This is a genomic window from Isoptericola variabilis 225, from assembly GCF_000215105.1.
Lineage (GTDB): Bacteria > Actinomycetota > Actinomycetes > Actinomycetales > Cellulomonadaceae > Isoptericola > Isoptericola variabilis_A.
The window spans coordinates 2467272-2492166 of the sequence record NC_015588.1 but is presented as its reverse complement, the minus strand read 5'-3'; the positions used below and the strand labels follow the sequence as shown (position 1 = coordinate 2492166).

The window sequence follows — 24895 nt, the reverse complement described above, 5'->3', positions numbered from 1 at the left end:
GTTGAAACGCTTCGACAAATGCGGTCGCCGAGGGCGGCGCCGCGGACGACCATCGATTCAGGACCACCAGGAGGCGACGGTGCCGGTGATGACGCAGGCCGAGGGCGCGGGGGCGCGGTTCGCCGCGCTCACGGACGACGTCGGGCTGCTGTACGGCGGGGACTACAACCCCGAGCAGTGGGACCCGGCCACCTGGCGCGAGGACGCGCGGCTCATGCAGGAGGCGGGCGTCAACCTCGTGACCGTCGGGGTGTTCTCCTGGGCCCGGTACGAGCCGCGTCCCGGCGTCCGTGACTTCGCCTGGCTCGACGAGGTGATCGAGCTGCTGCACGCGCACGGCGTGGGCGTGGACCTGGCGACGCCGACAGCGTCGCCGCCCGCCTGGCTCGGGCACCTCTACCCGGAGACCCTGCCCGTCGACGCCGACGGCGTGCGGCTCGTGGCCGGATCCCGCAACCACTTCTCGCCGGCGTCGCGCGTGTACCGCGAGCACGCGCTCGCGATCGCCGCCGACCTGGTGGACCGGTACGCGGACCACCCCGCCGTGCGGATGTGGCACGTCGGCAACGAGTTCGGCCAGGTCTGCTACGGCGACGAGTCGGCGCGGGAGTTCCGCCGGTGGCTGCGCGAGCGCTACGGCACCATCGAGCGCCTCAACCAGGCCTGGGGCACGACGTTCTGGTCCCAGCGCTACGACGACTGGGAGGAGATCCTCCCGCCGCGGCGCATGCCCTACCACCCCAACCCGACGCAGGCGCTCGACTTCCGGCGGTACTCGTCCGACCAGCTCCTCGCTCTCTACCGCGAGCAGCGCGACCTCGTCCGCGCGCGCGACCCGCGGCGGCCGATCACCACCAACCTCATGGGCTTCTTCCCGCTCGCGGACTACTGGTCCTGGGCGGACGACCTCGACGTGGTGGCCGACGACGCCTACCCGGACCCCGGCGACCCCGACGCGCCGGCCGACTCGGCGCTGACCCAGGACCTCGTGCGCTCGCTCGGCGGCGGGCGGCCGTGGGTGCTCATGGAGCAGGCGGCGGGGGCCGTGAGCTGGCGCGACCACAACCTCCCCAAGTCCCCCGAGCGGTCACGGCTCGAGTCGCTCCAGGCGGTCGCGCGCGGCGCGGACGGCGTGTGCTTCTTCCAGTGGCGCGCCTCGCGCGCGGGGGCCGAGCGGTTCCACTCGGCGATGCTTCCCCACGCGGGTCCCGACACGCGGGCCCACGCCGGGATCCGGCGCCTCGGCGCCGACCTGCGTCGGCTCCGACCGGTCGTCGGCACCCGGGTCGCCGCCACGGTCGCGCTGCTCTTCGACTGGGAGTCGTGGTGGGCCGCCCACGAGCTCGCCCGACCCACGACGAGGCTCGACACGCTCGCGCAGCTGCGGGCGTGGTACCGCCCGCTGTGGGAGGCCGGGGTCGCGGCGGACGTCGTCCACCCACGGACGGCCCTCGACCCCTACGACGTCGTGCTCGTGCCGCAGACGTACCTGCTCGACGAGCGCGCGGCAGCCGGCGTGACCGTGGCCGTCGAGCGGGGCGCCAGCGCCGTCGTCGGACCGTTCACCGGCGTCGCCGACGAGAACGCGCACGTGCGCACCGGCCGGTTCCCCGCCCTCCTGCGTGACCTGCTGCGCGTCGGCGGCGAGGAGTGGGCGCCGCTGCCCGACGGCGGCGTCCGGCTGGTCGTCGAACCGGACGGCTGGCGGAGCGCGGCCGGCGTCGCCGCGGACGCGCACGCCGCGATCTTCGGCGAGGCGCTGCGTGCCGAGGGCGCGACGGTCCTCGCGCGGTTCGCCGAGGGACACCTCGCCGGCCTGCCCGCCGTGACGTGCGCCCGGACGGGCGCGGGCCACGCCTGGTACGTCGGCACGGTCCCCGACGCACCCCTGCTCGAGCGGGTCGTCGGCGACGCGCTCGACGCGGCGGGGGTCGCCCCCGTCCTGCCCGGCGTCCGTGCCGTCGACGGGCTCGAGGCCGTGCGCCGTGGCGACGCCCTGTTCCTGCTCAACCACTCCGACGTCGACGCCCGGGTCCCGGTCCCGGCACCGGCGACGGACCTGCTCACCGGAGCGCCGGTGGACGGCGAGGCGCACGTCCCCGCCACGGGCGCCGTCGTCCTGATCGAGAGGCAACGATGAAGTTCACCGACGGCTACTGGCAGACGCGACGCGGGATCAGCCCGCTCTACGCGGTCGAGGTCGACGACGTCCGCGTCGACGAGGCGGCGGGCACGATGACGGTCTACGCGCCGACGGCGGCGATCCGCCACCGCGGCGACACGCTCAACCGCCCGATGGTCACGGTCACGTACTCCTCGCCCGCGCCGGGCGTGGTCAAGGTGCGCGTCGAGCACCACGCGGGGGCGGCGTCGTCGGGCCCGGCGTTCGCCGTGACCGCGCAGGACGGCTACCGGCCCGTGGTCAAGGTCGACGAGCACGCGGGCGTGCTCGAGACCGGCGGGCTCACCGTGCGCGTGCACCGCGGCGGGCGCTGGCACGTCGACTTCGAGCACGACGGGCGCGCGCTCACGTCGAGCCTGCCGAAGTCGGTCGGGGTCATGACGGCCGAGCACGGGCCCCTCGCGGGCGGCTCGTGGGTGCACGAGCAGCTCACGCTCGAGCCGGGCGAGCACGTGTACGGGCTGGGGGAGCGGTTCGGGCCGTTCGTCAAGAACGGCCAGGCCGTCGACATCTGGAACGAGGACGGCGGCACGTCGAGCGAGCAGGCCTACAAGAACGTGCCGCTCTACCTCACGAGCAAGGGCTACGGCGTGTTCGTGGCGCACCCCGAGCGGGTCTCGTTCGAGGTCGCCTCCGAGGTCAACACGCGCGTGCAGTTCTCGGTCGAGGGCCAGGCGCTCGAGTACTACGTCATCGCGGGGCCGACCCCCAAGGACGTGCTGCGGCGCTACACCGGCCTGACCGGCAGGCCCGCGCGCGTGCCGGACTGGTCGTACGGGCTGTGGCTGTCGACGTCGTTCACGACCGACTACGACGAGAAGACGGTCACGAGCTTCATCGACGGCATGGCCGAGCGCGACCTGCCGCTGAGCGTCTTCCACTTCGACTGCTTCTGGATGCGCGAGTACCAGTGGTGCGACTTCGAGTGGGACCCGCGCACGTTCCCGGACCCCGAGGGCATGCTGGCCCGGCTGCACGAGCGCGGCCTCAAGGTGTGCGTGTGGATCAACCCGTACATCGCGCAGCGCTCCCCGCTGTTCGCGGAGGGCGCCGAGAAGGGCTACCTGCTGCGCACGGCCGACGGCGGCGTCTGGCAGTGGGACATGTGGCAGGCCGGGATGGGGCTGGTCGACTTCACCAACCCCGAGGCGACCGCGTGGTACACCGGCCACCTCGAGCGCCTGCTCGACCAGGGCGTCGACTGCTTCAAGACCGACTTCGGCGAGCGGATCCCGACGGACGGCGTCGTCTGGCACGACGGCTCGGACCCGCGCAAGATGCACAACTACTACGCCCAGCTCTACAACGAGGCCGTCTTCCGGCTGCTCGAGCGCCGTCGCGGCGCGGGCGAGGCGGTCGTGTTCGCGCGGTCGGCGACCGCGGGCGGTCAGCAGCTGCCCGTCCACTGGGGCGGCGACTGCGACTCGACCTACGCGTCGATGGCCGAGTCGCTGCGCGGCGGCCTGTCGCTGTCGCTGTCCGGGTTCGGGTACTGGAGCCACGACATCGGCGGGTTCGAGGGCACGCCCGACGCCGGCGTCTTCAAGCGCTGGCTCGCCTTCGGCCTGCTGTCGAGCCACTCGCGCCTGCACGGCTCGTCGTCGTACCGCGTCCCGTGGGCGTTCGACGAGGAGGCCGTCGACGTCGCGCGCCGGTTCACGCACCTGAAGATGTCGCTCATGCCCTACCTCGGCCGGCTCGGCGAGGAGGCGCACGCGACAGGCACGCCCGTGATGCGGCCCATGGTCCTCGAGTTCCCGCACGACCGCGGCACCTACGGCGTCGACACCCAGTACATGCTCGGCGACGCGCTGCTCGTCGCCCCGGTGCTCGACGCCGCCGGGCGGGTCGAGTACTACGTGCCCGAGGGCACGTGGACCCGTCTGCTGCCCGACGACGCGACGGGCCGTCCCGAGACGGTCACCGGCCCGCGGTGGGTCACCGAGACGCACGGCTACGACAGCCTGCCGCTGCTCGTGCGCCCGGGTAGCGTCCTGCCCGTGGGCTCGCGCACCGACCGGCCGGACTACGCGTGGGCCGAGGACGTCACGCTGCACTGCGTCGGTCTCGAGGACGGGCACGACACGGTGACGACCGTCCCCGGCGGGAGCGGCGCGCCCGCGACGTTCCGCGTGCGGCGCGACGGGGGCGCCGTCGTCGTGACGAGCGACGACGCACCTGCAGGATGGACCGTCCAGGTCGGCGGCCGCCGCGCCGGCGCGACCGGACCCGGAGAAGTGAGGATCCAGCTGTGAGCACACCGACCGACACCCAGACGGCGACGAGCGCGCGACGCACGTTCCCGACCGACTTCCTGTGGGGCACCGCCACCGCGGCCTACCAGATCGAGGGCGCCGCCACCGAGGACGGTCGCGGGCCGTCGATCTGGGACACGTTCTCGCACACGCCCGGGCGCACGCAGGACGGCGACACGGGCGACGTCGCGTGCGACCACTACCACCGCTGGCCCGAGGACGTCGAGCACCTCGCGCGGCTGGGCGTCGGCGCCTACCGCCTGTCGATCTCCTGGCCGCGCGTGCAGCCGGGCGGCCGTGGCCCGCTCAACGCCAAGGGGGTCGAGTTCTACCGCCGGCTCCTCGAGGCGCTGCACGAGCGCGGCATCCGCCCCTACGTGACGCTCTACCACTGGGACCTGCCGCAGGAGCTCGAGGACGCCGGCGGCTGGGCGAACCGCGACACCGCGCTCGCGTTCGCCGAGTACGCGCGCCACATGGCCCGCGAGCTGGGGGACCGGGTCGAGGTGTGGACGACGCTCAACGAGCCGTTCTGCAGCTCCTACCTCGGGTACGCCTCGGGCGTGCACGCCCCGGGCCGCACCGAGCCGGCGGCGGCGCTCGCGGCCGTGCACCACCTCAACCTCGCCCACGGCCTCGCCGTGCAGGCGATCCGCGACGAGCTGCCCGGCGCGAAGACCTCGGTCACGCTCAACCTGCACGTCATCCGGCCCGCGGACCCGTCGTCGGAGGGCGACGCCGACGCCGTCCGGAAGATCGACGCGCTGGCCAACCGCGCCTTCACCGGGCCGATGCTCGACGGCGCGTACCCGCAGGACCTGCTCGACGACACGGCGGCGGTCACCGACTGGTCGTTCGTGCAGGACGGCGACCTCGAGCAGATCCGTCAGCCGCTCGACGTGCTCGGCGTCAACTACTACTCCACGACGCTGGTGCGGAAGTTCACCGGCGAGGGCGCGCCCGAGCAGGCGGACGGCCACCGCACCACCGGCGCGTCCCCGTGGGTGGGCGTCACGGACGTCGAGTTCCTGCCCCAGCCGGGCCCGCACACCGAGATGGGCTGGAACATCGAACCCGCGGGCCTGACCGAGCTGCTGCTCGACCTGGCCCGCCGGTACCCGGACCTGCCGCTCGCCGTGACGGAGAACGGCGCCGCGTTCGCCGACGAGCTCACCGTCGACGGCGCGGGACGCCGTCGCGTGCACGACGAGCGGCGCGTGCGCTACCTGCACGACCACGTCGACGCCGTCGGCGCGGCGCTCGACGCCGGAGCGGACGTCCGCGGGTACTTCGCGTGGTCGCTCATGGACAACTTCGAGTGGTCCTACGGGTACTCCAAGCGGTTCGGCATCCTCCATGTCGACTACCCGACGGGCGAGCGCACGTGGAAGGACTCGGCGTACTGGTACGCACGCCTGGCCGCGACGGGCACGCTGCCGGGGCTGACGGACGTCGAGCCGCTCGACGCCTGAGGGGCCGCGCCCGGAGGGGCGGCGACGCGTGCCGTGCGCGGGTAGCGTGCGGCCATGACGGACGCCGCCGCCTTCGACCGGGCCCTCGAGGCTCGACGCCGCGAGCGCCGCGCGCCGGCGCTCGCGGCGGCCGTGGCACACGACGGCGAGCTGCTCTGGACGGGTGCGGCGGGTGTCGCCGCGCCGGGTGAGCCGGCGACCGACCGGACCGCGTTCCGCGTCGGCTCGATCACCAAGCCGATGACCGCCGTCGCCGTGCTGCGCCTGGTGGCCGACGGTCGTCTCGCGCTCGACGAACCCGTCGGGCGGTGGCTGCCGGACGCGCCCGCACCCGATGCGACCGTCGCCCACCTGCTGACGCACACCGCGGGGCTGCCCGCGGAGCCGCCCGGACCGTGGTGGGAGCGTCACGGCGGCGGCACGTGGGAGGAGCTGGTCGCGGCGCGCCCGCAGCCGCTCTGGGCGCCCGGCGAGCGGTTCCACTACTCGAACCTCGGCTACGCCGTGCTGGGCCGGCTCGTCGAGGAGGCGCACGGCCGCGCGTGGGACGCGGTGCTGCGGCACACGGTGTGGGAGCCGCTCGGCATGACGGCGACGGGGCGGGAGCCGTCCGGGCCGCACGCGACCGGCTACGCCGTGCACCCGCACGCCGACCTGGTGCTCGCGGAACCCGTGGCCGAGTACCGTGCCCTGGGTCCGGCCGGGGAGGTGTGGTCGACGCCGTCGGACCTCGTACGGTTCGCCTCGTGGCTCACGGGGCGGGGTCCGGGCGCCGCCGACGACGCGGTGCTGCCGCTCGCGTGGCGGCGCTGCACGACGCGGCCGCGCGTCGTCGTCGACGAGCCCGGCGCGCCGTTCGCGGCCTGGGGGCTGGGCGTCTCCGTCCACCACGTGCCGCGCGGGGACCGTCCGCCGCGCCGGCTCGTCGGCCACGGCGGGTCGGTCCCGGGGTTCACCGCCGAGGTACGGGTCGACGTCGTCACGGGGCACGCCGTCGCGGTGTGCGGCAGCTCGACCGCCGGGTTCGGCGACGGCGGGTTCCTCCTCGACGTGCTCGACGACGCCGCGTCCGCCGGTGCACCCGGGCGCGTGCCGGCGTCGGGCACGGGCGCGAGCACGGGCGCGGCGACGCGTTCCGAGGACGCGCGGCTCACGGGCACCTGGTACTGGGGCCCCGTGCCGTACACGGTCACGCTCGACGCCGGGCGGCTGCGGCTCGAGGCGGCCGGCGGCGGGGGCCGGGCGACCGTCTTCGCACGCGACGAGCACGGGTGGCTGGGCGTCGAGGGCGGGTACTGGCTCGGCGAGCGCCTGCGTGTCGTCGAGCACGGTGGCGCGGCCGCGCTCGACGTCGGCACGTTCCACCTCACGCGCCTGCCGTACGACCCGCGCACCGCGGTGCCGGGCGGCGTCGGTCCCGAGGGCTGGACCGCGCCTCCCACGGCCTGAGACCCGCGCCCGGGTGTGGGACACGCGGACGGGCGCGACACGCCGACGTTCGGGCGAATTTCTGGGCGCCGAGCCGTGACGTATGTCCGATCTGCCGGGGCTCGCCGGGGCGCTCGATCGGTCCTCCGGGGCTCGCGCGAGCCGGTGCACGAGGTCGTCCGGCGGCCGCGCACACGCTGTGGACACCGACGGTCCACCGGCTGTGGACAGCGTCGCGGAAGCGCGGAACGACGCGGTCGGCGACCCGTCCGGGCGGTGCACGACGCGGTGCAGAACCTGCCCCGCACGGGGGTGTCAGAGGGTCGTGGGAGCATCGGAGAGCGGGTCAGGACGCGAGCTGGGGAGGCGAATGACATGCGTGTCAACCACAACATGTCGGTGCCGAGCGCGATCCCACCCCTAGGTGTAGTGTTTTGGGCAGCGGGGGACACAGGCCCTCGGACGAACAACATCGGCGTAGTTCCATCGGTGTCATTCCAGGTCGGAGCCCTGCGGGGCGATCCGCCGGGGGCACGGGGAAGCACGCCGGCACAGCAGGACCCGCGAGGGCAGGACACAGGGGAGACGGACATGAGCATCACGGTCTACAGCAAGCCGGCGTGCGTGCAGTGCGACGCGACCTACCGCGCCCTCGACCGCAAGGGCATCGAGTACACCGTCGTCGACATCACGCAGGACGCCGAGGCGCTCGAGATGGTCCGTGGGCTCGGGTACATGCAGGCGCCGGTCGTCGTCGCCGGCGACACCCACTGGTCGGGCTTCCGCCCCGACCAGATCAGCGCTCTCGCGGCGAAGCAGGCCGTCTCGGCCTGACGCACGCCACGCCCGGCCGCGTGGGGGCGCGGCCGGAGCACCGCACAGCACGTCTGCAGGGGGAGGGGTGACATGGGGTCGCTCGTCTACTTCTCCAGCGTCTCGGAGAACACGCACCGGTTCGTCGAGCGCCTCGATCTCGAGGAGCTCGGCATGGCGGTGCACCGCATCCCGCTGCGCCCTGCGGACGGCTTCCTCACGGTGGACGAGCCGTACGTCCTCATGGTCCCCACCTACGGCGGCGGCAATGAGGGCGGCGCCGTGCCCCGGCAGGTGCGGCGCTTCCTCAACGACCCGCACAACCGCTCGCTGATCCGCGGCGTGATCGCGGCGGGCAACACGAACTTCGGCGCTGCGTACTGCATCGCCGGCGACATCATCTCCGCGAAGTGCCAGGTCCCGTACCTGTATGCCTTCGAACTCCTGGGAACGGCCGAGGACGCCACGCGCGTCCGTGACGGATTGGGACGATTTTGGCAACGACAGTCACTGATCTCGGCGTGAGCTCGACGACGGCACCGGCGCAGTCCGTGCCGCTGCAGAACGTGCAGCTCGACTACCACGCGCTCAACGCGATGCTCAACCTCTACGGTCCGGACGGCAAGATCCAGTTCGACAAGGACCGCGAGGCGACGCGTGAGTACTTCCGCCAGCACGTCGAGCCCAACACGATCACGTTCCCGACGCTCGACGAGAAGCTCGACTACCTGGTCGAGAACAAGTACTACGACCCCGCGGTGCTGAACAAGTACTCGCGCGCGTTCGTCAAGGAGCTGTTCCAGCTCGCGTACTCGAAGAACTTCCGCTTCGAGTCGTTCCTCGGCGCCTTCAAGTACTACACCTCGTACACGCTCAAGACGTTCGACGGGAAGAAGTACCTCGAGCGCTTCGAGGACCGCGTCTCGATGGTCGCGCTCGGCCTCGCGGACGGGAACGAGCAGATGGCCCGCGACATCGTCGAGGAGGTCATCTCCGGGCGCTTCCAGCCCGCGACCCCGACGTTCCTCAACGTGGGCAAGGCGCAGCGCGGCGAGCCCGTGTCCTGCTTCCTGCTGCGCATCGAGGACAACATGGAGTCGATCGCGCGCGGCATCAACTCGGCGCTGCAGCTGTCCAAGCGCGGTGGCGGCGTCGCGCTGCTCCTGAGCAACATCCGCGAGCACGGCGCGCCGATCAAGCACATCGAGAACCAGTCGTCGGGCGTCATCCCGGTGATGAAGCTCCTCGAGGACTCGTTCTCGTACGCCAACCAGCTGGGTGCGCGCCAGGGCGCCGGCGCGGTCTACCTCCACGCGCACCACCCGGACATCATGCGGTTCCTCGACACCAAGCGCGAGAACGCCGACGAGAAGATCCGCATCAAGACGCTGTCGCTGGGCGTCGTGATCCCGGACGTCACGTTCGAGCTCGCGAAGAAGAACGCGGACATGCACCTGTTCAGCCCGTACGACGTCGAGCGCGTCTACGGGACGCCGTTCGCGGACATCTCGATCACCGAGAAGTACGACGAGCTCGTCGCCGACGACCGCATCCGCAAGACGACCATCAAGGCGCGCGACTTCTTCCAGACGATCGCGGAGCTGCAGTTCGAGTCGGGCTACCCGTACGTCATGTTCGAGGACACCGTGAACCGCGCGAACCCGATCAAGGGCCGCATCACGCACTCGAACCTGTGCTCGGAGATCCTCCAGGTCTCGACGCCGTCGACGTTCAACGAGGACCTCTCGTACGCCGAGGTCGGCCGCGACATCTCCTGCAACCTCGGCTCGCTCAACATCGCCAAGACGATGGACTCGCCCGACTTCGGCAGGACCATCGACACGGCGATCCGGGCGCTCACCGCGGTCTCCGACCAGACGAGCATCGAGTCGGTCCCGTCGGTCAAGAAGGCCAACGAGATGGGCCACGCGATCGGCCTGGGCCAGATGAACCTGCACGGCTACCTCGCGCGCGAGCGGATCTTCTACGGCTCGGACGAGGGCATCGACTTCACGAACATCTACTTCTACACGGTGGCCTACCACGCGATCGCGGCGTCGAACCGCCTCGCGATCGAGCGCGGCAAGGCGTTCGGCGGCTTCGAGGACTCGAAGTACGCGACGGGCGAGTACTTCGACAAGTACACCGAGCAGGAGTGGAAGCCGGCGACCGAGCGCGTGGCGCGGCTGTTCGCCGAGGCGGGCGTGCACATCCCGACGCAGGACGACTGGCGTGCCCTCAAGGCCTCGGTCATGGAGCACGGCATCTACAACCAGAACCTCCAGGCGGTGCCGCCGACGGGCTCGATCAGCTACATCAACAACTCGACGTCGTCGATCCACCCGGTGCCGGCCAAGATCGAGATCCGCAAGGAAGGCAAGATCGGCCGCGTCTACTACCCGGCCCCGTACATGACGAACGACAACCTGGAGTACTACCAGGACGCGTACGAGATCGGGTACGAGAAGATCATCGACACCTACGCGGCGGCGACCCAGCACGTCGACCAGGGCCTGTCGCTGACGCTGTTCTTCCCCGACACGGTGACCACGCGCGACGTCAACAAGGCGCAGATCTACGCCTGGCGCAAGGGCATCAAGACGCTCTACTACATCCGCCTGCGGCAGATGGCGCTGCAGGGCACCGAGGTGGAGAACTGCGTCAGCTGCATGCTCTGACCTCGACTGCCCTCACCACCCGTCGCACGATGTCTGAAGGACCACGCACATGTCACCCACGGGCAAGCTCAAGCTCATCGACCGCGTCAGCGCGATCAACTGGAACCGCCTCGAGGACGAGAAGGACCTCGAGGTCTGGGACCGCCTCGTCGGCAACTTCTGGCTGCCGGAGAAGGTGCCGGTGTCCAACGACATCCAGTCGTGGAACACCCTCACCGAGGCCGAGAAGCTCATGACCACCCGCGTGTTCACGGGGCTCACGCTCCTCGACACGATCCAGGGCACGGTCGGGGCCGTCTCGCTCATCCCCGACGCGCTGACGCCGCACGAGGAGGCGGTGTACACCAACATCGCGTTCATGGAGTCGGTGCACGCCAAGAGCTACTCGTCGATCTTCTCGACGCTCATCTCGACGCGGGAGATCGACGACGCGTTCGCGTGGTCCGAGCAGAACCCGAACCTGCAGCGCAAGGCCGAGATCGTCCTCGACTACTACCGCGGCGACGACCCGCTCAAGCGCAAGGTCGCCTCGACGATGCTCGAGTCGTTCCTGTTCTACTCGGGCTTCTACGCGCCGATGTACTGGTCGAGCCGGGCCAAGCTGACGAACACGGCCGACCTCATCCGCCTCATCATCCGCGACGAGGCCGTGCACGGGTACTACATCGGCTACAAGTTCCAGAAGGGCCTGCAGCGGGTCTCGCAGGCCGAGCAGGACGAGCTCAAGGCCTACACGTTCGAGCTGCTCTTCGAGCTGTACGAGAACGAGGTCGAGTACACCGACGCGCTCTACGGCGAGCTGGGGCTCACGGAGGACGTCAAGAAGTTCCTCCGGTACAACGCCAACAAGGCCCTCATGAACCTGGGCTACGAGGCGCTGTTCCCCAAGGAGGACACCGACGTCAACCCGGCGATCCTCGCCGCGCTGTCGCCCAACGCCGACGAGAACCACGACTTCTTCTCCGGGTCGGGTTCCTCGTACGTCATCGGCAAGGCCGTCGAGACCACCGACGACGACTGGGACTTCTGAAGGCTCTCAGAGACCCGTCCTCCCGAACAGGCTGACCACAGGCCCGGAACCGCGGAATCTCGCGGTTCCGGGCCTGTTTGCGTGCCTCCGTGATCGATACACAGGAGGTCAGAAATGGTCAGCAGCACTGGTTCCGAGTGGCACGCGGGTGGCACGCGCACACCTGACAGGTGCCGGTGGGAGCCCCTGCCGGCACCGATTCTGGGTCGGCGTGTCACCGGGGTCGTGCCACTTCGTGCCACAGGAGCCGTGTGCGACGGCCCGGGAGCCGCGGAATTCCGCGGATTCTGCGGATTGCGCGGGTGGCACGCGCCCTGTGGCACGGAGTGGCACGACGGGCTCTGGCCGTCCCAGAGGGCCCTCGGGAGGACGCGATGAGCACGGCACGAGAGGCGTGGGGGAGCCTGCGCAACTGCCCTCCGGGCGTTGGCAGGCTCGGTACCCCGGCCCGGACGTGCACGGCTCGTACCGCGGACGACAAGTCGCTGACCTTCCAGACCAAGACGGACGCCCGCGCGTGGCTTGCAGCCACGCGTACGAACATCGTCCGCGGGGAGTGGGAGGCCCCGGACGTCGCCGTTGAACGCCGCCGCGCCGACGCAGCGGCCGAGGCAGCGAGGTCGATCGGGTTCCGCGAGTACGCCGAACGGTGGCTGACGATGATCCGGGAGACGCCGAACCGGAGCGGGAAGATGCGAGCCCCAGCGACCATCCGTGACTACAGGGGCAAGGTCGAGGGCTACCTCATCCCCGAGCTGGGGGACATGCCAGTCCGCGAGATCGACGCCGAGACGATCCGCGCGATGGCCGCCAAGCTGGACAAGATCCCCTCGGTGCTGAACCGGAGATCCAAGCGCAACGGCATCACGCGGCCGCGACGTTCAAGCGCGGGTTCGGCTTCCACCCGTTGTGCGGAAGGCGCGCTGATGCCTGACTGGATCGTGCGACGGTGGGCACGCTACGGCCATGATCGGCTCTACGCTGAGACGCCAGGTGGCACCGCCCTGGGGTACATGGATCTGAAGACAGGGCGCTATCACTCCGACGATCTGTCGAACCTGCCGCTGCTCGAGAAGGCAATCGGTGACTACCTCGCTTCGCACAAGCTGACCGTGCCGCCCAAGGCCGCTGTCGATACCCAAGACCTGATGCAGTGGCAGGACATCAGCGAGACTGTGGCCGGAGCGGCCGCTCGAGAGCGCGCGCTCGCCGAACGCCAGGTGCAGGGAAGGGTGCGCCACGTGTTGGCGCGCATGGTGGGAGCGAAGACCGATGAGCGTGCCTGGCGAATCGGCGCGGACGGCGAAGAGGCCGTCGGTGAGCAGCTCGCGAAACTAGGACCCGAGTGGCGTGTCCTTCACGCCGTCCGGGTGGGCGAGCGGGGTTCCGACATCGACCACGTCGTCATCGGGCCCGCCGGCGTGTTCACCGTGAACGCAAAGAACCACCCGCACGCTTCGGTCTGGGTCGGTGGAGACACGTTCATGGTCAACGGGCAACGCGTCCCGTACATCCGCAACAGCCGCCACGAGGCGCGCCGGGCATCACGACTCTTGACCGAGCGTGCCGGCTTTCCTGTCGGGGCCGTGGGCGTCATCGCTGTCATGGGCGCACACAGGGGCTTCACCGTGAAGAAGCAGCCCGAGGACGGGATGGTTGTGGTCGTTCAACGTAAGCGGATCAGCCAGCTGTTGCGGAAGTTGCCGCCGCGGCTCAACATGCGTGAGATCGACGTGGTCTTCGAGGTCGCCAGGAGGTCGACGTGGCAATAGGCCACTGGCGTTCGAGGCCATCTCAGGACGGGGCCAGCAAGGAAGAAGGGAGGTAAGCCAACTCTGTGCGTCGGGCGGTGTGTCGACGCTGTGCGCCGAGCTGTACGCCGCGCCGCTGGACCCCCGCGCCGAGCTGCGGATCGCGACCGTGACTACGATCGAGCGGACCGCCGGCGCCGTCAGGCCCGCCTCGGACGTTCTGCCCCCTCGAGTACGGAGCCACCATGACCACCGAGGTGGCACTCGCCGCTGGGAGCGGCCATCTCCTCGTGCTTGAGCCGCGAAGCCCTCAGTACAGTCTCGCCATGCGATCGTCCGCCGCTTCCGCTGTCGCGCACGGGCTGTGTGCGTTCACTCTGACTCCCACGACACCCGCCGACGAGATCGACGAACGAGCGATCCAGACGCTGGTGGCCCGTGCCGCGGCGGCGGGCGTGGATTCCCTGGGCGTACTGGGTTCAACAGGCTCGTATCCGTACCTGACCCGAGACCAACGGTTGCGTGTCGCCACGACGGCCGTCGAGCATGCGCAGGGACTGCCGGTGCTGGTCGGTGTCGGCGCGATCGCCACACGCATGGTGCTCGACCACGTCGAGGACGCCCAACAGGCCGGTGCCGCCGGTGTCTTGCTGCCCGTCATGCAGTACCAGCCGCTGACCGAGACGGAGGCCTACGGGCTTTTCGAGCAGGTCGACGCCAACCTGTCGGTTCCGCTCGTCGTCTACGACAACCCTGCCACCACCCGGTTCAGCTTCAGCGACGACCTGTATGCCCGTGTCGCGGAGCTGCCCAACGTGGCGGCCATCAAGGTTCCGCCGCTGCCGCGTGATCGTGCAGCGGCACGGCGCCGCGTCGAGCACCTGCGCGGTCTGCTACCCGCCGGGGTGGCCATCGGCGTCTCCGGAGACGCCGCCGCCTGTGCGGGTCTTCTTGGTGGCGCCGACGCCTGGTACTCCGTCATCGGAGGGACCTTGCCGGAACGGGCGGTCGCGCTGGCACGGGCCGCCATCGGCGGGGACTACCGGGAGGCAATGCGGCGTGATGCCGAGCTTGCGCCGCTATGGGGCTTCTTCGCCGAGAACGGGGGAAGTCTGCGTGTGGTCGCCGCGATCGCCGAAGAACTGGGGCTTGTCCGGTCCTCGAGCCTGCCGGCGCCCCTGCGGGGACTGGACGAGCCGGCACGCATCAAGCTCCGTGCCCTTCTTGGGCTCGTCTGAACATCGCGCCGCTCTCGTACCCAGACGGCGTCGACCGGGGTACACCTTTCTTCCCCCGCTACGGCTCGTAGCCGCACGAAGGGGACGACTGCACGAAACAGCTACCATGGCGGATTCCTGGCCTGACATAGGAGAGACGCATGAGCTCCACGGAGCGCGGCGGGGGCGTCGTCACGCTCAAGGACGTCGCGGCCGCGGCCGGGGTGTCGGTCGCGACGGCGTCGCAGGCGCTCGCCGGGCGGGGCCGGATGACCGCAGCCACGCGTGCGCGCGTGCAGCGGACCGCCGACGGCCTCGGCTACGTGGCCAACCCCCTGGGCCGCGGTCTGCGCACCGGGCGCACCCAGGCCCTGGGCGTCCACCACCAGAGTGCCGCGGCGAGCCTCGAGACCCCGTACTTCCGAGAGTTCTTGGCGGGCGCCATCGAGGCTGCCCACCGCCACGACTACGACCTGGTCGTGCTGTCCTCCGACACTGCCCGTCCGCGCCGGAGCGCCCCCCGGGTCGACGGTGTGGTGGTGGTCGACCCGATCGGGAACGACCTGCGCGCCAGGGCGCTGATGGAGCTGCCGCTCCCGGTGGTGGCGGGGGAGCACGTGCCGCCGGACATGCCGCCGTGCGCGGTCGTGGCCGCAGACCACGCGACGGCGGTGCGGACCGTGCTCGACGAGGCCGCCGCCCACGGCGCCCGTCACGTCCTGCTGGCGGCCCCCGACACCCACAGCGGCTGGGGCAACTTGCTCCGGGACGTCGTTTCCGCGTGGTGCGCCGAGCGCGGCACCGTACCCGTGCTCGTCGCCACCGAGTTCGGCGAGCGGTCGGTGGAGCGGCACCGCGCCTTGGTCGAGCCCGCGCTCGGCGCCCACCCGGAGGTGGAGCTGGTGCTCGTCGCGTCACCCTTCGCCGCACGGGGCGCCATGGACGCCTTGCGGGCCCTGGGACGCCAACCTGGACGCGACGTGCTGGTGGCGGCCGGCGCCGACGCACCGTCGCTGCTCGAGGAGGACCCGCCGGTGACGGCGATCGAGCTGCCGGCGCACGCCCTGGGGGTGGCGTGCGTGGAGCGGCTGGTCTCGATCCTCGACGGCGACGTGACGCTGACGGAGGCACTGGGCAGCGTCCAGACGGTGCCTTCCCCGGTTCACCTCCGGGCCTCGACCGCGGGTGAGCTGATCACCGCGCCCGCTGACTAATCGTTTCACCACTGTTTCGGCCTTCGCACCGGTGCATGACAGCGAACCCCGCACGTCGGTGCGCGGGTAAAACACTTGTTTCGACTCGTCCCACACTCTGGCGAAACGATTAGGCAGTTCCCTACGGTCGCGGCATGAGCAGCGAGCACACCGGCGACCCGGGCGGCCACACCGGGCACGACCATCACCATCACCTGGCCCCGGAGGGCTTCTGGGAGCAGCCGCGCCGACTGGGCGAGGGGCTCGAAAACCACGGTGCCGTGGACGACTACAACGAGGGCCGCGAGCCGGGCCTGTTCCACGTGAACCGGCGGTTCGGAGGCCACTCGGGCATCCGGACTTTCGCCAAGCTCCCCATGGCGCTCACGCCGGAGGACCTGCGTGCGGCACAGGTCGACGTCGCCGTGCTGGGGGTGCCGTGGGACTCGACCGCCGGGGGCCGCTCCGGGACGAACCACGGACCGCTCGCCCTGCGGAAGGCCCCCGCGTTCGGCCGCTACGGGTTCCCCAGCCAGCACCTGGACGTCCGGGTCGACCCGTTCGACGCCCTGACGATGTGCGACTACGGCGACGCTCCGATCCAGGTCGGCAACACCGCCGGCACGTTCGAGGCGATCCGCAAGTTCGTCGGCACCGTCGTCACCTCTGGCGCCATCCCGCTCATCATGGGCGGCGACCACGCGATCACGTGGCCGTGCGCCACGGCGGTGGCCGACCACTACGGCTACGGCAAGGTCGGCATCGTCCACTTCGACGCCCATGCGGACGTCGGAACGGACATGCACGGCTCGCTGGCGTCGCACGGGACACCCATCCGCAAGCTCATCGACTCGGGCGCCGTGCCGGGCAAGAACTTCGTGCAGGTCGGCCTGCGGGGCTACTGGCCCGACCAGGAGACGCTCGACTGGATGGACGAGCACCAGATGCGGACTCACTTCATGGCCGAGATCGACCGCGACGGGTTCGACACGGTGCTCGAGCGAGCGGTCGACGAGGCGCTCGACCAGGCCGACCACCTGTACATCTCGCTGGACATCGACGTGTGTGACCCGGCGTTCGCGCCCGGCACCGGCACCCCCGTCGCCGGCGGCATCACCTCCATCGACATCCTGCGGGCCGTGCGCCGGCTCTCGGCGGAGGTGGGGATCGTCGCCATGGACGTGGTCGAGGTGTCGCCGCCGTACGACAACAACGGGGAGATCACGGTGCTGCTCGCCAACCGTGCCATCGGTGAGGCCATGACCGGCATCGCGATGCGCCGCAAGGGTGTCACGGGCGCGGACTACGCCCACCCCCACGCCCTCAACCTCGACGCCGAGGGCGGCCGGCGCACCCAGGTCTTCCGCGCACCCGGCGCCTGACCCCACGCCCCACTTCATCGGAACCACCCAGAACGCGAGGACACGCATGTCGCACGACCACGACCACGACCACGACCACCACCACGACCTGTGGCCAGAGGGCTTCTGGGAGCAGCCCCGGCGCCTGGGCGAAGGGCTCGAGGGACACGCCGCCACCGACGACTACAACGCGGGCCGCCCGCCCGGTCTGCTGTTCGCCAACCGCAAGGCCGAGGGCGGGTTCTCGGGCATTCAGACGTTCGGCAAGCTGCCGGTGGCGCTCACGCCCGAGGACCTGAGGGCGGCGAACGTGGACGTCGCCGTGCTCGGGGTGCCGTGGGACTCGACGGCGACGGGCCGTACCGGCACCAACCACGGGCCGCTCGCTATCCGGGCGTGCGACTACAAGGGCGGCTACGGCCGGCCGCACTTCTCCCTCGACACCCACGTCGACGCGTTCGCCGAGCTCGTGATGGCGGACTACGGCGACGCTCCGGTCTCCGTCGGCAACACCGCCCGCACGTTCGAGGGGATCCGCAAGTTCGTCGGCACGGTGGTCGACGCCGGCGCCATCCCGATCATCCTGGGCGGCGACCACGCGATCACGTGGCCGTGCGCCACGGCCGTCGCGGACCACTACGGGCACGGCAAGGTCGGCATCGTCCACTTCGACGCCCACGCCGACACCGGGGACGACATGCCCGGCTCGCTCGCCTCGCACGGCACCCCCATGCGACACCTCATCAACTCCGGGGCGATCCCCGGCAAGAACTTCGTCCAGGTGGGCCTGCGCGGCTACTGGCCCGACCAGCAGACGCTCGACTGGATGGACGACCAGAAGATGCGCACGCACTTCATGGCCGAGATCGTCCGCGACGGGTTCGACAAGGTCCTCGAGCGCGCTGTCGACGAGGCGCTCGACCAGGCGGACCACCTCTACATCTCGCTGGACATCGACGTCTGCGACCCCGCCTACGCCCCTGGCACCGGCACCCCCGAGCCGGGCGGCATCACGTCCAACGACATCCTCCGCGCCGTGCGCCGGCTGGCCGCCGAGGTCGGGATCGTCGCCATGGACGTCGTCGAGGTCTCCCCGCCCTACGACGACCGCGGCGAGATCACGGCACTGCTCGCGAACCGCTCGGTGCGCGAGGCCATGACCGGCATCGCGATGCGCCGCAAGGGCGTCACCGAGCCGGACTACCTGCACCCCTACGCCGTCGGTCTCGACGAGCACGGCAACCGCCGCAACCGCGTCTTCCGCGAGGCCTGACCGCCCCGTCGTCCCCTCTTTCCCGCACCGTCCCCCGAGAGAAGGATCACCATGACCCGACGTACGACCCGCGTGCCCGCGGTCGCGAAGCGCTCCCTGGCGCTCCTCGCGGTCGGCGCGCTGCTGCTCTCCGGCTGCTCCGGCGGCGCCGCGAGCTCCGGTGGCGACTCAGGCAGCGCCGCACCGACCGACGGCGTTCTTCGCCTGGGGGTCCTCAACGACATCGGCCAGCCGCCGGACCCGGACGTCTACTACTCGGGCAACGGGCTGGCCATCACCACCAACGCCTACGAGGGCCTCGTGCGCTACGAACCCGGCAACCACGACGAGGCCAAGATCGTCCCGGCGCTCGCCGAGTCCTGGGAGGTGAACGACGACTTCACCGAGTACACCTTCGTGCTGCGCCAAGGCGTCAAGTTCCACGACGGCACGGACTTCGACTCCTCCGCGGTGGAGGCCTCCTTCCAGCGGCGCCTCGACGTCGACGCCGGTCCGGCGTACATGGTGCAGGGCGTGGCGGGCGTCGAGGAGATCGACGCCCACACCGTCACGGTGACGCTGAGCGAGCCGAACTCGGCGTTCCTCGACTACTTGGCTTCCCCGTACGGCCCGCGCATGATCAGCCCCAGCGCGCTCGAAGAGCACGCCGGCGACGACTTCGCCCAGACGTACCTGTCGACGACGTCGGCGGGCACGGGCCCGTACGTGCTCTCCGAGGCCGTCGTGGGCGAGGGCTACCAGCTGACCTATTTCGAGGACTACTGGGGAGACCTCGAGCCCGAGTTCACCACGGTCGAGCTCCCCGTCTACACCGAGATCTCCGCGATGCAGCTCGAGCTCGAGAACGGCGACCTGCACGCCCTGCTGTCCGCGGTTCCGACGGCGTCGCGCCAGAAGTACCTGGACTCCGACGAGCTCCAGGCCTACGCGCTGCCGTCCTTCCAGGTCGGCGTCATGTACATGAACCCCAACCGCGAGCTGCTCGCCGAGGCTGAGGCCCGCCGGACCCTGTTCGAGGGCATCGACTGGGTGACGCTCATCGACCAGGTCACCGGCGTCAGCTCCGTCCCGGCCGAGGGCTACTACCCCAAGGGCGCGCTGCCGGCCGACGTGGACTCCCGCGAGCTGGTCCACGACCCGGCGGCGCTGGAGCAGTGGGTCTCGTCGCTGCCGGCGGGCACGCCGATCCAGATCGGGCACAGCGCGGGCGGCGCGGACGCCGAGCAGATGGCCAACATCATCGCCGCCCAGCTGCAGGCTCTCGGCATGCAGGCCACCGTGACCAGCCACCAGTCGTCAGAAATCTTCGGTGACTTCCCCGAGAACCCGGAGTCCGCGCCTGACGTGATGATCGCCCCGAGTACGTGGCCCGACTCCAACAACGCCTACATGCACGGCCACGTGTTCTGGGACCCGGACGGCGGCCTGAACCACCTGCAGTGCTCCGACGAGACGACGACCGCCCTCCTGCAGGAGGCCGTGACCACGGGTTCGGACGAGAAGTACGTGGAAGCGGGCGAGGCCGCCTACGAGGCCGGGTGCGCGCCCACGTTCGCCTGGAGCACCGACTTCATGGTGGCCCAGAACTGGCTCCAGGGCCTGGAGGAGTCCCACTCCATCGCCGCACCGGCGACGCTCGACTTCGCGACCCTCGGCATCGGGGACCCGGCGACCTCCGAGTGAGGTCGTGCCGACGTCCGAGCAGCACCGCCCGTCGCCTCCCCGCGGCAGCCCTCCCGGCGGGGAGGCGACGGGTCGGCCCGGCCGATCCCCTGTCGGAGCCCACCCACGAACCCGCACGTCCGAAGACCGCCGGCAGCGCTCGACGTCCCGGACGAAGGAGACACCATGACCACGGCCAAGCCCCCCGGGCACACCCGGCTGCGTGACCTCCCTGCCGCCTTCTGGTGGCTGTGGACCGCGCAGCTGGTGGTGTGGATCGGCCGGTTCGTCGTCCCGTACATGACGATCTACCTCACCACCGCCGTGGGGATGTCCGCCGGGCAGGCCGGCCTGGTCGTCGCCGCGTACGGCGTCGGCGTGGTCGCCTCGTCGCTGACCGGCGGCGTGCTCGCCGACCGCGTGGGCCGGCGCAAGGTCCTGCTCGGTAGCGAGCTGCTCAGCGTGGTGGTGCTCGTCGCCATCCCGCTGGTCGAGGGCCCGCTGCTCATCGCCGCCCTGCTCACCGTGTACGGGCTGTTCAACGGCGCGGCCGGACCCGTGATTCACACCATGGTCGGCGACCTCGTGGCGCCGCAGCACCGTCGCACCGCGTTCAACTACAACTACTGGGCGGTCAACCTCGGCTACGCGATCGGCCCGCTGGCCGCCGGCTTCATGGCCGAGCACTCGTTCTCGCTGCTGTTCTGGTGCCAGGCCGCGCTCGTGCTGGTCTCCGCGTGCGTGGTCGCGGCGAAGGTCCCCGAGACGCGGCTGCACGTGCCCGACGCCGTGACGTCGGGTCACCTCCAGGCGCCGGCCGGTGCGGTGGGCCGCGGCGACGGACTGCTCTCCGTGCTGGGCGACCGCGTCTTCATGACGTTCGCCGCCGTCATGTTCGTCTACTCGTGCGTCTACGTGCAGTCCACGACGACGCTCCCGCTCGTCATGGCCGAGCAAGGCCACCCCTCGAGCCACTTCGGCGTCCTGCTCACCCTGAACGGGCTGCTGCTGTGCCTGCTGCAGCTGCCCACCGCCCGCCTGTTCAACCGCTGGTCGCGCGACCTCGTCATCGTCCTCGCGATCGGCGTCACGGCCGTCGGCGTCGGCATGCAGGCCGCGGCCTCCACGCTGGCCATGTACCTGGTCACCGTGGCCGTCTGGACCCTCGGTGAGATGGGGTCGCACCCGCAGGCGACCTCCCTGACCGCCGACCTGGCCGACCCCCGCCGCCGGGGTCGATACCAGGGCGTGTACGGGCTCACCCACTCGCTCGCGATGGCCGTCGGTCCGGTCGCCGGGGGCTTCGTGCTCGATGCCTTCGGCTCCCGGGTCCTGTGGCTCGGCGCGGCGGCGGTCGGCGTCGTCGTCGCCGTCCTGCTGGCCGCCACCGCCCACTCCCGGCAGCGCCGGGTCGCCGAGGTGGCTGCCGCGGACGCCGCCGGGCGTGCCGCCCAGGTGGTCCCGGGCTCCGCCCCGCCCACCGCGGCCGCCGAACCCGCCCACACCTGAGGAAACTCGCCGGAAACTCCGCCGAGACGGCGGCGAGACGGTGCTGGACCACCCTGCACGCACGGACCCGCCGCACCAGCCAGTCCCGCACCAGCCACGAAGGAGCCGGTCACCATGGACACAGCTGCACCGCCCCTCACCGGGACGCTGCCCGAGTCGGGCACGGTCCGCACCCTGGACGCCGTCGTCCGCCTGCGCGGGCTCGACGTGAGCCTCGAGCGCAACGGCCTGCGTTCCCAGATCCTGCACGGGATCGACCTCGAGATCGGCCGGGGCGAGATCCTCGGCGTCGTCGGCGAGTCCGGGTCGGGCAAGAGCGTCATGAGCATGGCGATGCTCGGCTTGCTGCCCGAGCCGTCCCGTCCGCACATCGACGGCAGCCTCGAGGTCGTCGGCATGAACCTGCGCACGGCGTCTCCCGCGGAGCTCCGCGAGGCACGCCGCACCCGGATGGGCGTGGTCTTCCAGGACCCGATGACCTCCCTCAACCCCACGATGGTCGTCGGCCGCCAGGTGGCGGAGAAGGCCGGCTCTCAGGACGAGGCGATCCGGCTGATGCGCGCGGTCGGCATCCCGCAGCCGGAACGCCGCTACCGCTCCTACCCGCACGAGCTGTCCGGCGGCCTGCGTCAGCGCGTCATGATCGCGATGGCCGTGGCCGGCAACCCCGACCTCCTGGTCGCCGACGAGCCGACGACCGCGCTGGACGTCACCGTGCAGGCACAGGTCCTCAAGCTCCTCGCCTCGATGCGCGACGAGGTGGGATGCTCCATCGTCCTCATCACCCACGACCTGGGCGTGGCAGCGCAGATCGCCGACCGCATCGCGGTGATGTACCAGGGCCGGATCGTGGAGACCGGCACGACCCAGCAGGTCCTGCAGTCTGCGCGCCACCCCTACACGCTCGGGCTGCTGGGCTCGCGGCTGACGCTCGACTCGGACCGGAGCCGACCGTTGTGGGCACTGCCGACCGACGTCACCGCGCGGTCGGCGGACGGGTGCCCGTTCGCGCCGCGCTGCCGCTTCGCCGTCACCACCTGCACCGCCGCCGCGCCGCCGCTGCTGCCGGCCCCCGACCCCGACCCGGACGCCGCCGCCGGCACGCACCTGACGGCCTGCTTCGAGGCCGCCCGCCTGGGCGACGCCGCGGCGGCACGCGACGAGCTCGACCCGGTGCCCCCGTCGCCGGAGCCGCTGCGCGGCGCCTCCCTGATCCAGGCCGCCGACGTCGAGTGCACGTTCCAGGTCCGCGACGAGCGCGGACGCAAGGCCCGGCTCGGGGCCCTGCGCGGCGTCACCCTCGACGTCCAGCCCGGCGAGTCCGTCGCCATCGTGGGGGAGTCCGGCTCCGGCAAGTCGACCCTGCTGCGCGTGGCCGGCCACCTCGAGAAGCGGTTCACCGGCTCGCTGCGCGGGCCGCGCGGCACCGACGTGCAGATGGTCTTCCAGGACGCCGGGTCCTCGCTCACCCCGTGGATGACCATCCGAGAGGTGCTGCACGAGCGCCTGTCCGGCCGCATGCCCAGGACCGAGAAGGAGCAGAAGGCCCGAGCCATCCTGGACCGCGTCGGCCTGCCCGCGGCGGTGCTCGACGCCCTGCCCGGGGAGCTCTCCGGCGGCCAGCGCCAGCGCGTGGCCCTGGCCCGCGCCACGATCGTGCCGCCCCAGGTCCTGCTGTGCGACGAGCCCACCAGCGCCCTCGACGTGTCGGTGGCCGCGAACGTGCTCAACCTCATCAACGAGCTGCGCCGCGACCTCGGCATCGCGGTCATGTTCGTCACCCACGACCTGGCGGTCGCGCGCATCGTCGGCGACCGCATCGCGGTCATGTACCTCGGCCGCATCGTCGAGGTGGGCCGCGCCGAGGACGTCATCGCCGACCCCCGCCACCCGTACACCCGCAACCTGGTGGCCGCGGTGCCCCAGCCCGGCAAGGTGATCGAGCCGCTGCCGGGCGAGCCGGCCAGCGCGCTCGACCCGCCCACCGGGTGCGCCTTCCACCCGAGGTGCCCCGTCGCCCTGCCGGAGTGCTCCCGCACCGTCGTGGGGATCCAGCTCACCGCCGTCGACGGACGCCCGTCCGCCGACGTCGCCCGACGGCACGAGGTGGCGTGCGTCCGCAGGGGAGAGATCTGATGGCCGACATCCTGACCCGCCCGGGCGAGCAGCCGCCGACGCGCGCGGGCGCCGCCGCCACCCCGACCGCGCCGGCCCCCGCGCCGCGCTGGCGCCGCCCGGCCCGCCGCCGTGGCGGCGGCACCGACTCAGCCGCCCGCCGTGCCGTCGACTGGACGCTCATCGCCCTGCTGGCCGGCCTCACCGTCCTGGCGCTGATCTCACCCGCGCTCGCCCCCTACGACCCCGTCCAACCGGTCGGCGTCCCCAAGCTGCCGCCGTTCGCCGAGGGCCACCTGCTCGGCACGGACCAGATCGGCCGCGACACCCTGTCCCGCGTGCTCATCGGTCTGCGCACCTCCTGGCTGCTGTCCATCGCGGTCACCACGGTCGGCCTGCTCGCCGGGACGCTCGTCGGCGTCGTCGCCGGGATGGCCGGCGGCTGGGTGGACTCCGCGCTGATGCGCTCGACGGAGGTCTTCCTCGCGCTGCCGTCCATGCTCGTCGCGGTGGCCGTGGCCGCGGCGCTCGGCCCCGGGCTGTTCAACACGTTCCTGGCCGTGACCATCGTCTGGTGGCCCTACTACGCCCGCATCGTCCGGGGCGAGGTGCGCGCCATCGTGGCCCGGCCGCACGTGGAGGCCGCCCGCATGGCGGGCGTCGGCCCGCTGCGGGTCATGTGGCGTCACGTCCTGCCGGGCGTCGTCCCCACCGCGATCATCACCGCGAGCCTCGACATCGGCAACGTCGTCATGGTCCTCGCCTCGCTGTCCTTCCTCGGCCTCGGCCAGCCCGCACCCGCCCCCGAGCTCGGCTCGGACACCTCCCGGGGCCTCGTGGAAATCCTCGACGCCTGGTGGATCCCGCTGGTGCCCGGGCTCGTCGTGATGCTCCTGAGCCTGCTGTCCAACCTCGCCGGGGACGCGCTGCGCAACCGGCTCGCCCACCGGAGGTGA

17 protein-coding genes are annotated in these 24895 nt (G+C 71.4%); all 17 read left to right on the top strand.

Going from position 1 to position 24895, the window contains the following annotated elements; translation table 11 throughout:
- Positions 1–88: 88 nt before the first annotated feature.
- Positions 89–2140, top strand: coding sequence for a beta-galactosidase (locus ISOVA_RS11515; RefSeq protein WP_041295406.1), 2052 nt, complete (start codon positions 89–91; stop codon positions 2138–2140).
- Positions 2137–4437 (top strand): alpha-xylosidase, encoded by a 2301-nt coding sequence (gene yicI, locus ISOVA_RS11510; RefSeq protein ID WP_013839398.1) that lies wholly within the window; start codon positions 2137–2139, stop codon positions 4435–4437. Before ISOVA_RS11515 ends, yicI begins: the two co-directional genes overlap by 4 nt.
- A complete protein-coding gene (locus tag ISOVA_RS11505) occupies positions 4434–5909 on the top strand; it encodes a GH1 family beta-glucosidase (RefSeq protein ID WP_013839397.1) in 1476 nt (491 codons plus the stop codon). The genes yicI and ISOVA_RS11505 overlap by 4 nt, the downstream gene beginning before the upstream one ends.
- A 54-nt stretch (positions 5910–5963) precedes the next feature.
- Entirely contained in the window at positions 5964–7358 is a 1395-nt protein-coding gene (locus ISOVA_RS11500; RefSeq protein WP_013839396.1) for a serine hydrolase domain-containing protein, read from the top strand.
- Between the two features lie 570 nt (positions 7359–7928).
- Positions 7929–8171: a glutaredoxin-like protein NrdH gene (gene nrdH, locus ISOVA_RS11495; protein ID WP_013839395.1), complete on the top strand. Its 243-nt coding sequence runs from the start codon at positions 7929–7931 to the stop codon at positions 8169–8171.
- Between the two features lie 72 nt (positions 8172–8243).
- Complete coding sequence (nrdI, locus tag ISOVA_RS11490) at positions 8244–8675, top strand: class Ib ribonucleoside-diphosphate reductase assembly flavoprotein NrdI (protein WP_013839394.1); 432 nt, start codon at positions 8244–8246, stop codon at positions 8673–8675.
- Positions 8672–10828: a class 1b ribonucleoside-diphosphate reductase subunit alpha gene (nrdE, locus tag ISOVA_RS11485; protein ID WP_013839393.1), complete on the top strand. Its 2157-nt coding sequence runs from the start codon at positions 8672–8674 to the stop codon at positions 10826–10828. Before nrdI ends, nrdE begins: the two co-directional genes overlap by 4 nt.
- A 49-nt stretch (positions 10829–10877) precedes the next feature.
- Positions 10878–11858, top strand: a complete 981-nt coding sequence (gene nrdF / locus ISOVA_RS11480; protein WP_013839392.1) for a class 1b ribonucleoside-diphosphate reductase subunit beta — start codon at positions 10878–10880, stop codon at positions 11856–11858.
- Positions 11859–12232: 374 nt separating this feature from the next.
- Positions 12233–13630 (top strand): nuclease-related domain-containing protein, encoded by a 1398-nt coding sequence (locus tag ISOVA_RS17000; protein WP_013839391.1) that lies wholly within the window; start codon positions 12233–12235, stop codon positions 13628–13630.
- Between the two features lie 224 nt (positions 13631–13854).
- Positions 13855–14847, top strand: coding sequence for a dihydrodipicolinate synthase family protein (locus ISOVA_RS11465; protein WP_233275886.1), 993 nt, complete (start codon positions 13855–13857; stop codon positions 14845–14847).
- 140 nt (positions 14848–14987) lie between these two features.
- A complete protein-coding gene (locus ISOVA_RS15625; RefSeq protein WP_013839389.1) occupies positions 14988–16040 on the top strand; it encodes a LacI family DNA-binding transcriptional regulator in 1053 nt (350 codons plus the stop codon).
- Positions 16041–16174: 134 nt separating this feature from the next.
- The gene (gene speB, locus ISOVA_RS11455; RefSeq protein ID WP_013839388.1) at positions 16175–17401 is read left to right on the top strand and encodes an agmatinase; all 1227 of its coding nucleotides are present in this window, start codon (positions 16175–16177) and stop codon (positions 17399–17401) included.
- 46 nt (positions 17402–17447) lie between these two features.
- Complete coding sequence (gene speB, locus ISOVA_RS11450; RefSeq protein ID WP_013839387.1) at positions 17448–18653, top strand: agmatinase; 1206 nt, start codon at positions 17448–17450, stop codon at positions 18651–18653.
- 51 nt (positions 18654–18704) lie between these two features.
- Positions 18705–20336: an ABC transporter substrate-binding protein gene (locus tag ISOVA_RS11445; RefSeq protein ID WP_013839386.1), complete on the top strand. Its 1632-nt coding sequence runs from the start codon at positions 18705–18707 to the stop codon at positions 20334–20336.
- 165 nt (positions 20337–20501) lie between these two features.
- Complete coding sequence (locus ISOVA_RS11440; RefSeq protein ID WP_013839385.1) at positions 20502–21824, top strand: MDR family MFS transporter; 1323 nt, start codon at positions 20502–20504, stop codon at positions 21822–21824.
- 114 nt (positions 21825–21938) lie between these two features.
- Positions 21939–23960, top strand: a complete 2022-nt coding sequence (locus ISOVA_RS11435) for an ABC transporter ATP-binding protein (protein ID WP_013839384.1) — start codon at positions 21939–21941, stop codon at positions 23958–23960.
- Complete coding sequence (locus ISOVA_RS11430; RefSeq protein ID WP_013839383.1) at positions 23960–24895, top strand: ABC transporter permease; 936 nt, start codon at positions 23960–23962, stop codon at positions 24893–24895. Before ISOVA_RS11435 ends, ISOVA_RS11430 begins: the two co-directional genes overlap by 1 nt.

Excerpts from the sequence above, each read along its gene's own strand:
- ISOVA_RS11515 (WP_041295406.1), top strand. The coding sequence starts at position 89 with ATGACGCAGGCCGAGGGCGCGGGGGCGCGGTTCGCCGCGCTCACGGAC.
- yicI (WP_013839398.1), top strand. The coding sequence starts at position 2,137 with ATGAAGTTCACCGACGGCTACTGGCAGACGCGACGCGGGATCAGCCCG.
- ISOVA_RS11500 (WP_013839396.1), top strand. The coding sequence starts at position 5,964 with ATGACGGACGCCGCCGCCTTCGACCGGGCCCTCGAGGCTCGACGCCGC.
- nrdH (WP_013839395.1), top strand. The coding sequence starts at position 7,929 with ATGAGCATCACGGTCTACAGCAAGCCGGCGTGCGTGCAGTGCGACGCG.
- nrdI (WP_013839394.1), top strand. The coding sequence starts at position 8,244 with ATGGGGTCGCTCGTCTACTTCTCCAGCGTCTCGGAGAACACGCACCGG.
- nrdF (WP_013839392.1), top strand. The coding sequence starts at position 10,878 with ATGTCACCCACGGGCAAGCTCAAGCTCATCGACCGCGTCAGCGCGATC.
- ISOVA_RS17000 (WP_013839391.1), top strand. The coding sequence starts at position 12,233 with ATGAGCACGGCACGAGAGGCGTGGGGGAGCCTGCGCAACTGCCCTCCG.
- ISOVA_RS11465 (WP_233275886.1), top strand. The coding sequence starts at position 13,855 with ATGACCACCGAGGTGGCACTCGCCGCTGGGAGCGGCCATCTCCTCGTG.
- ISOVA_RS15625 (WP_013839389.1), top strand. The coding sequence starts at position 14,988 with ATGAGCTCCACGGAGCGCGGCGGGGGCGTCGTCACGCTCAAGGACGTC.
- speB (WP_013839388.1), top strand. The coding sequence starts at position 16,175 with ATGAGCAGCGAGCACACCGGCGACCCGGGCGGCCACACCGGGCACGAC.
- speB (WP_013839387.1), top strand. The coding sequence starts at position 17,448 with ATGTCGCACGACCACGACCACGACCACGACCACCACCACGACCTGTGG.
- ISOVA_RS11445 (WP_013839386.1), top strand. The coding sequence starts at position 18,705 with ATGACCCGACGTACGACCCGCGTGCCCGCGGTCGCGAAGCGCTCCCTG.
- ISOVA_RS11440 (WP_013839385.1), top strand. The coding sequence starts at position 20,502 with ATGACCACGGCCAAGCCCCCCGGGCACACCCGGCTGCGTGACCTCCCT.
- ISOVA_RS11435 (WP_013839384.1), top strand. The coding sequence starts at position 21,939 with ATGGACACAGCTGCACCGCCCCTCACCGGGACGCTGCCCGAGTCGGGC.
- ISOVA_RS11430 (WP_013839383.1), top strand. The coding sequence starts at position 23,960 with ATGGCCGACATCCTGACCCGCCCGGGCGAGCAGCCGCCGACGCGCGCG.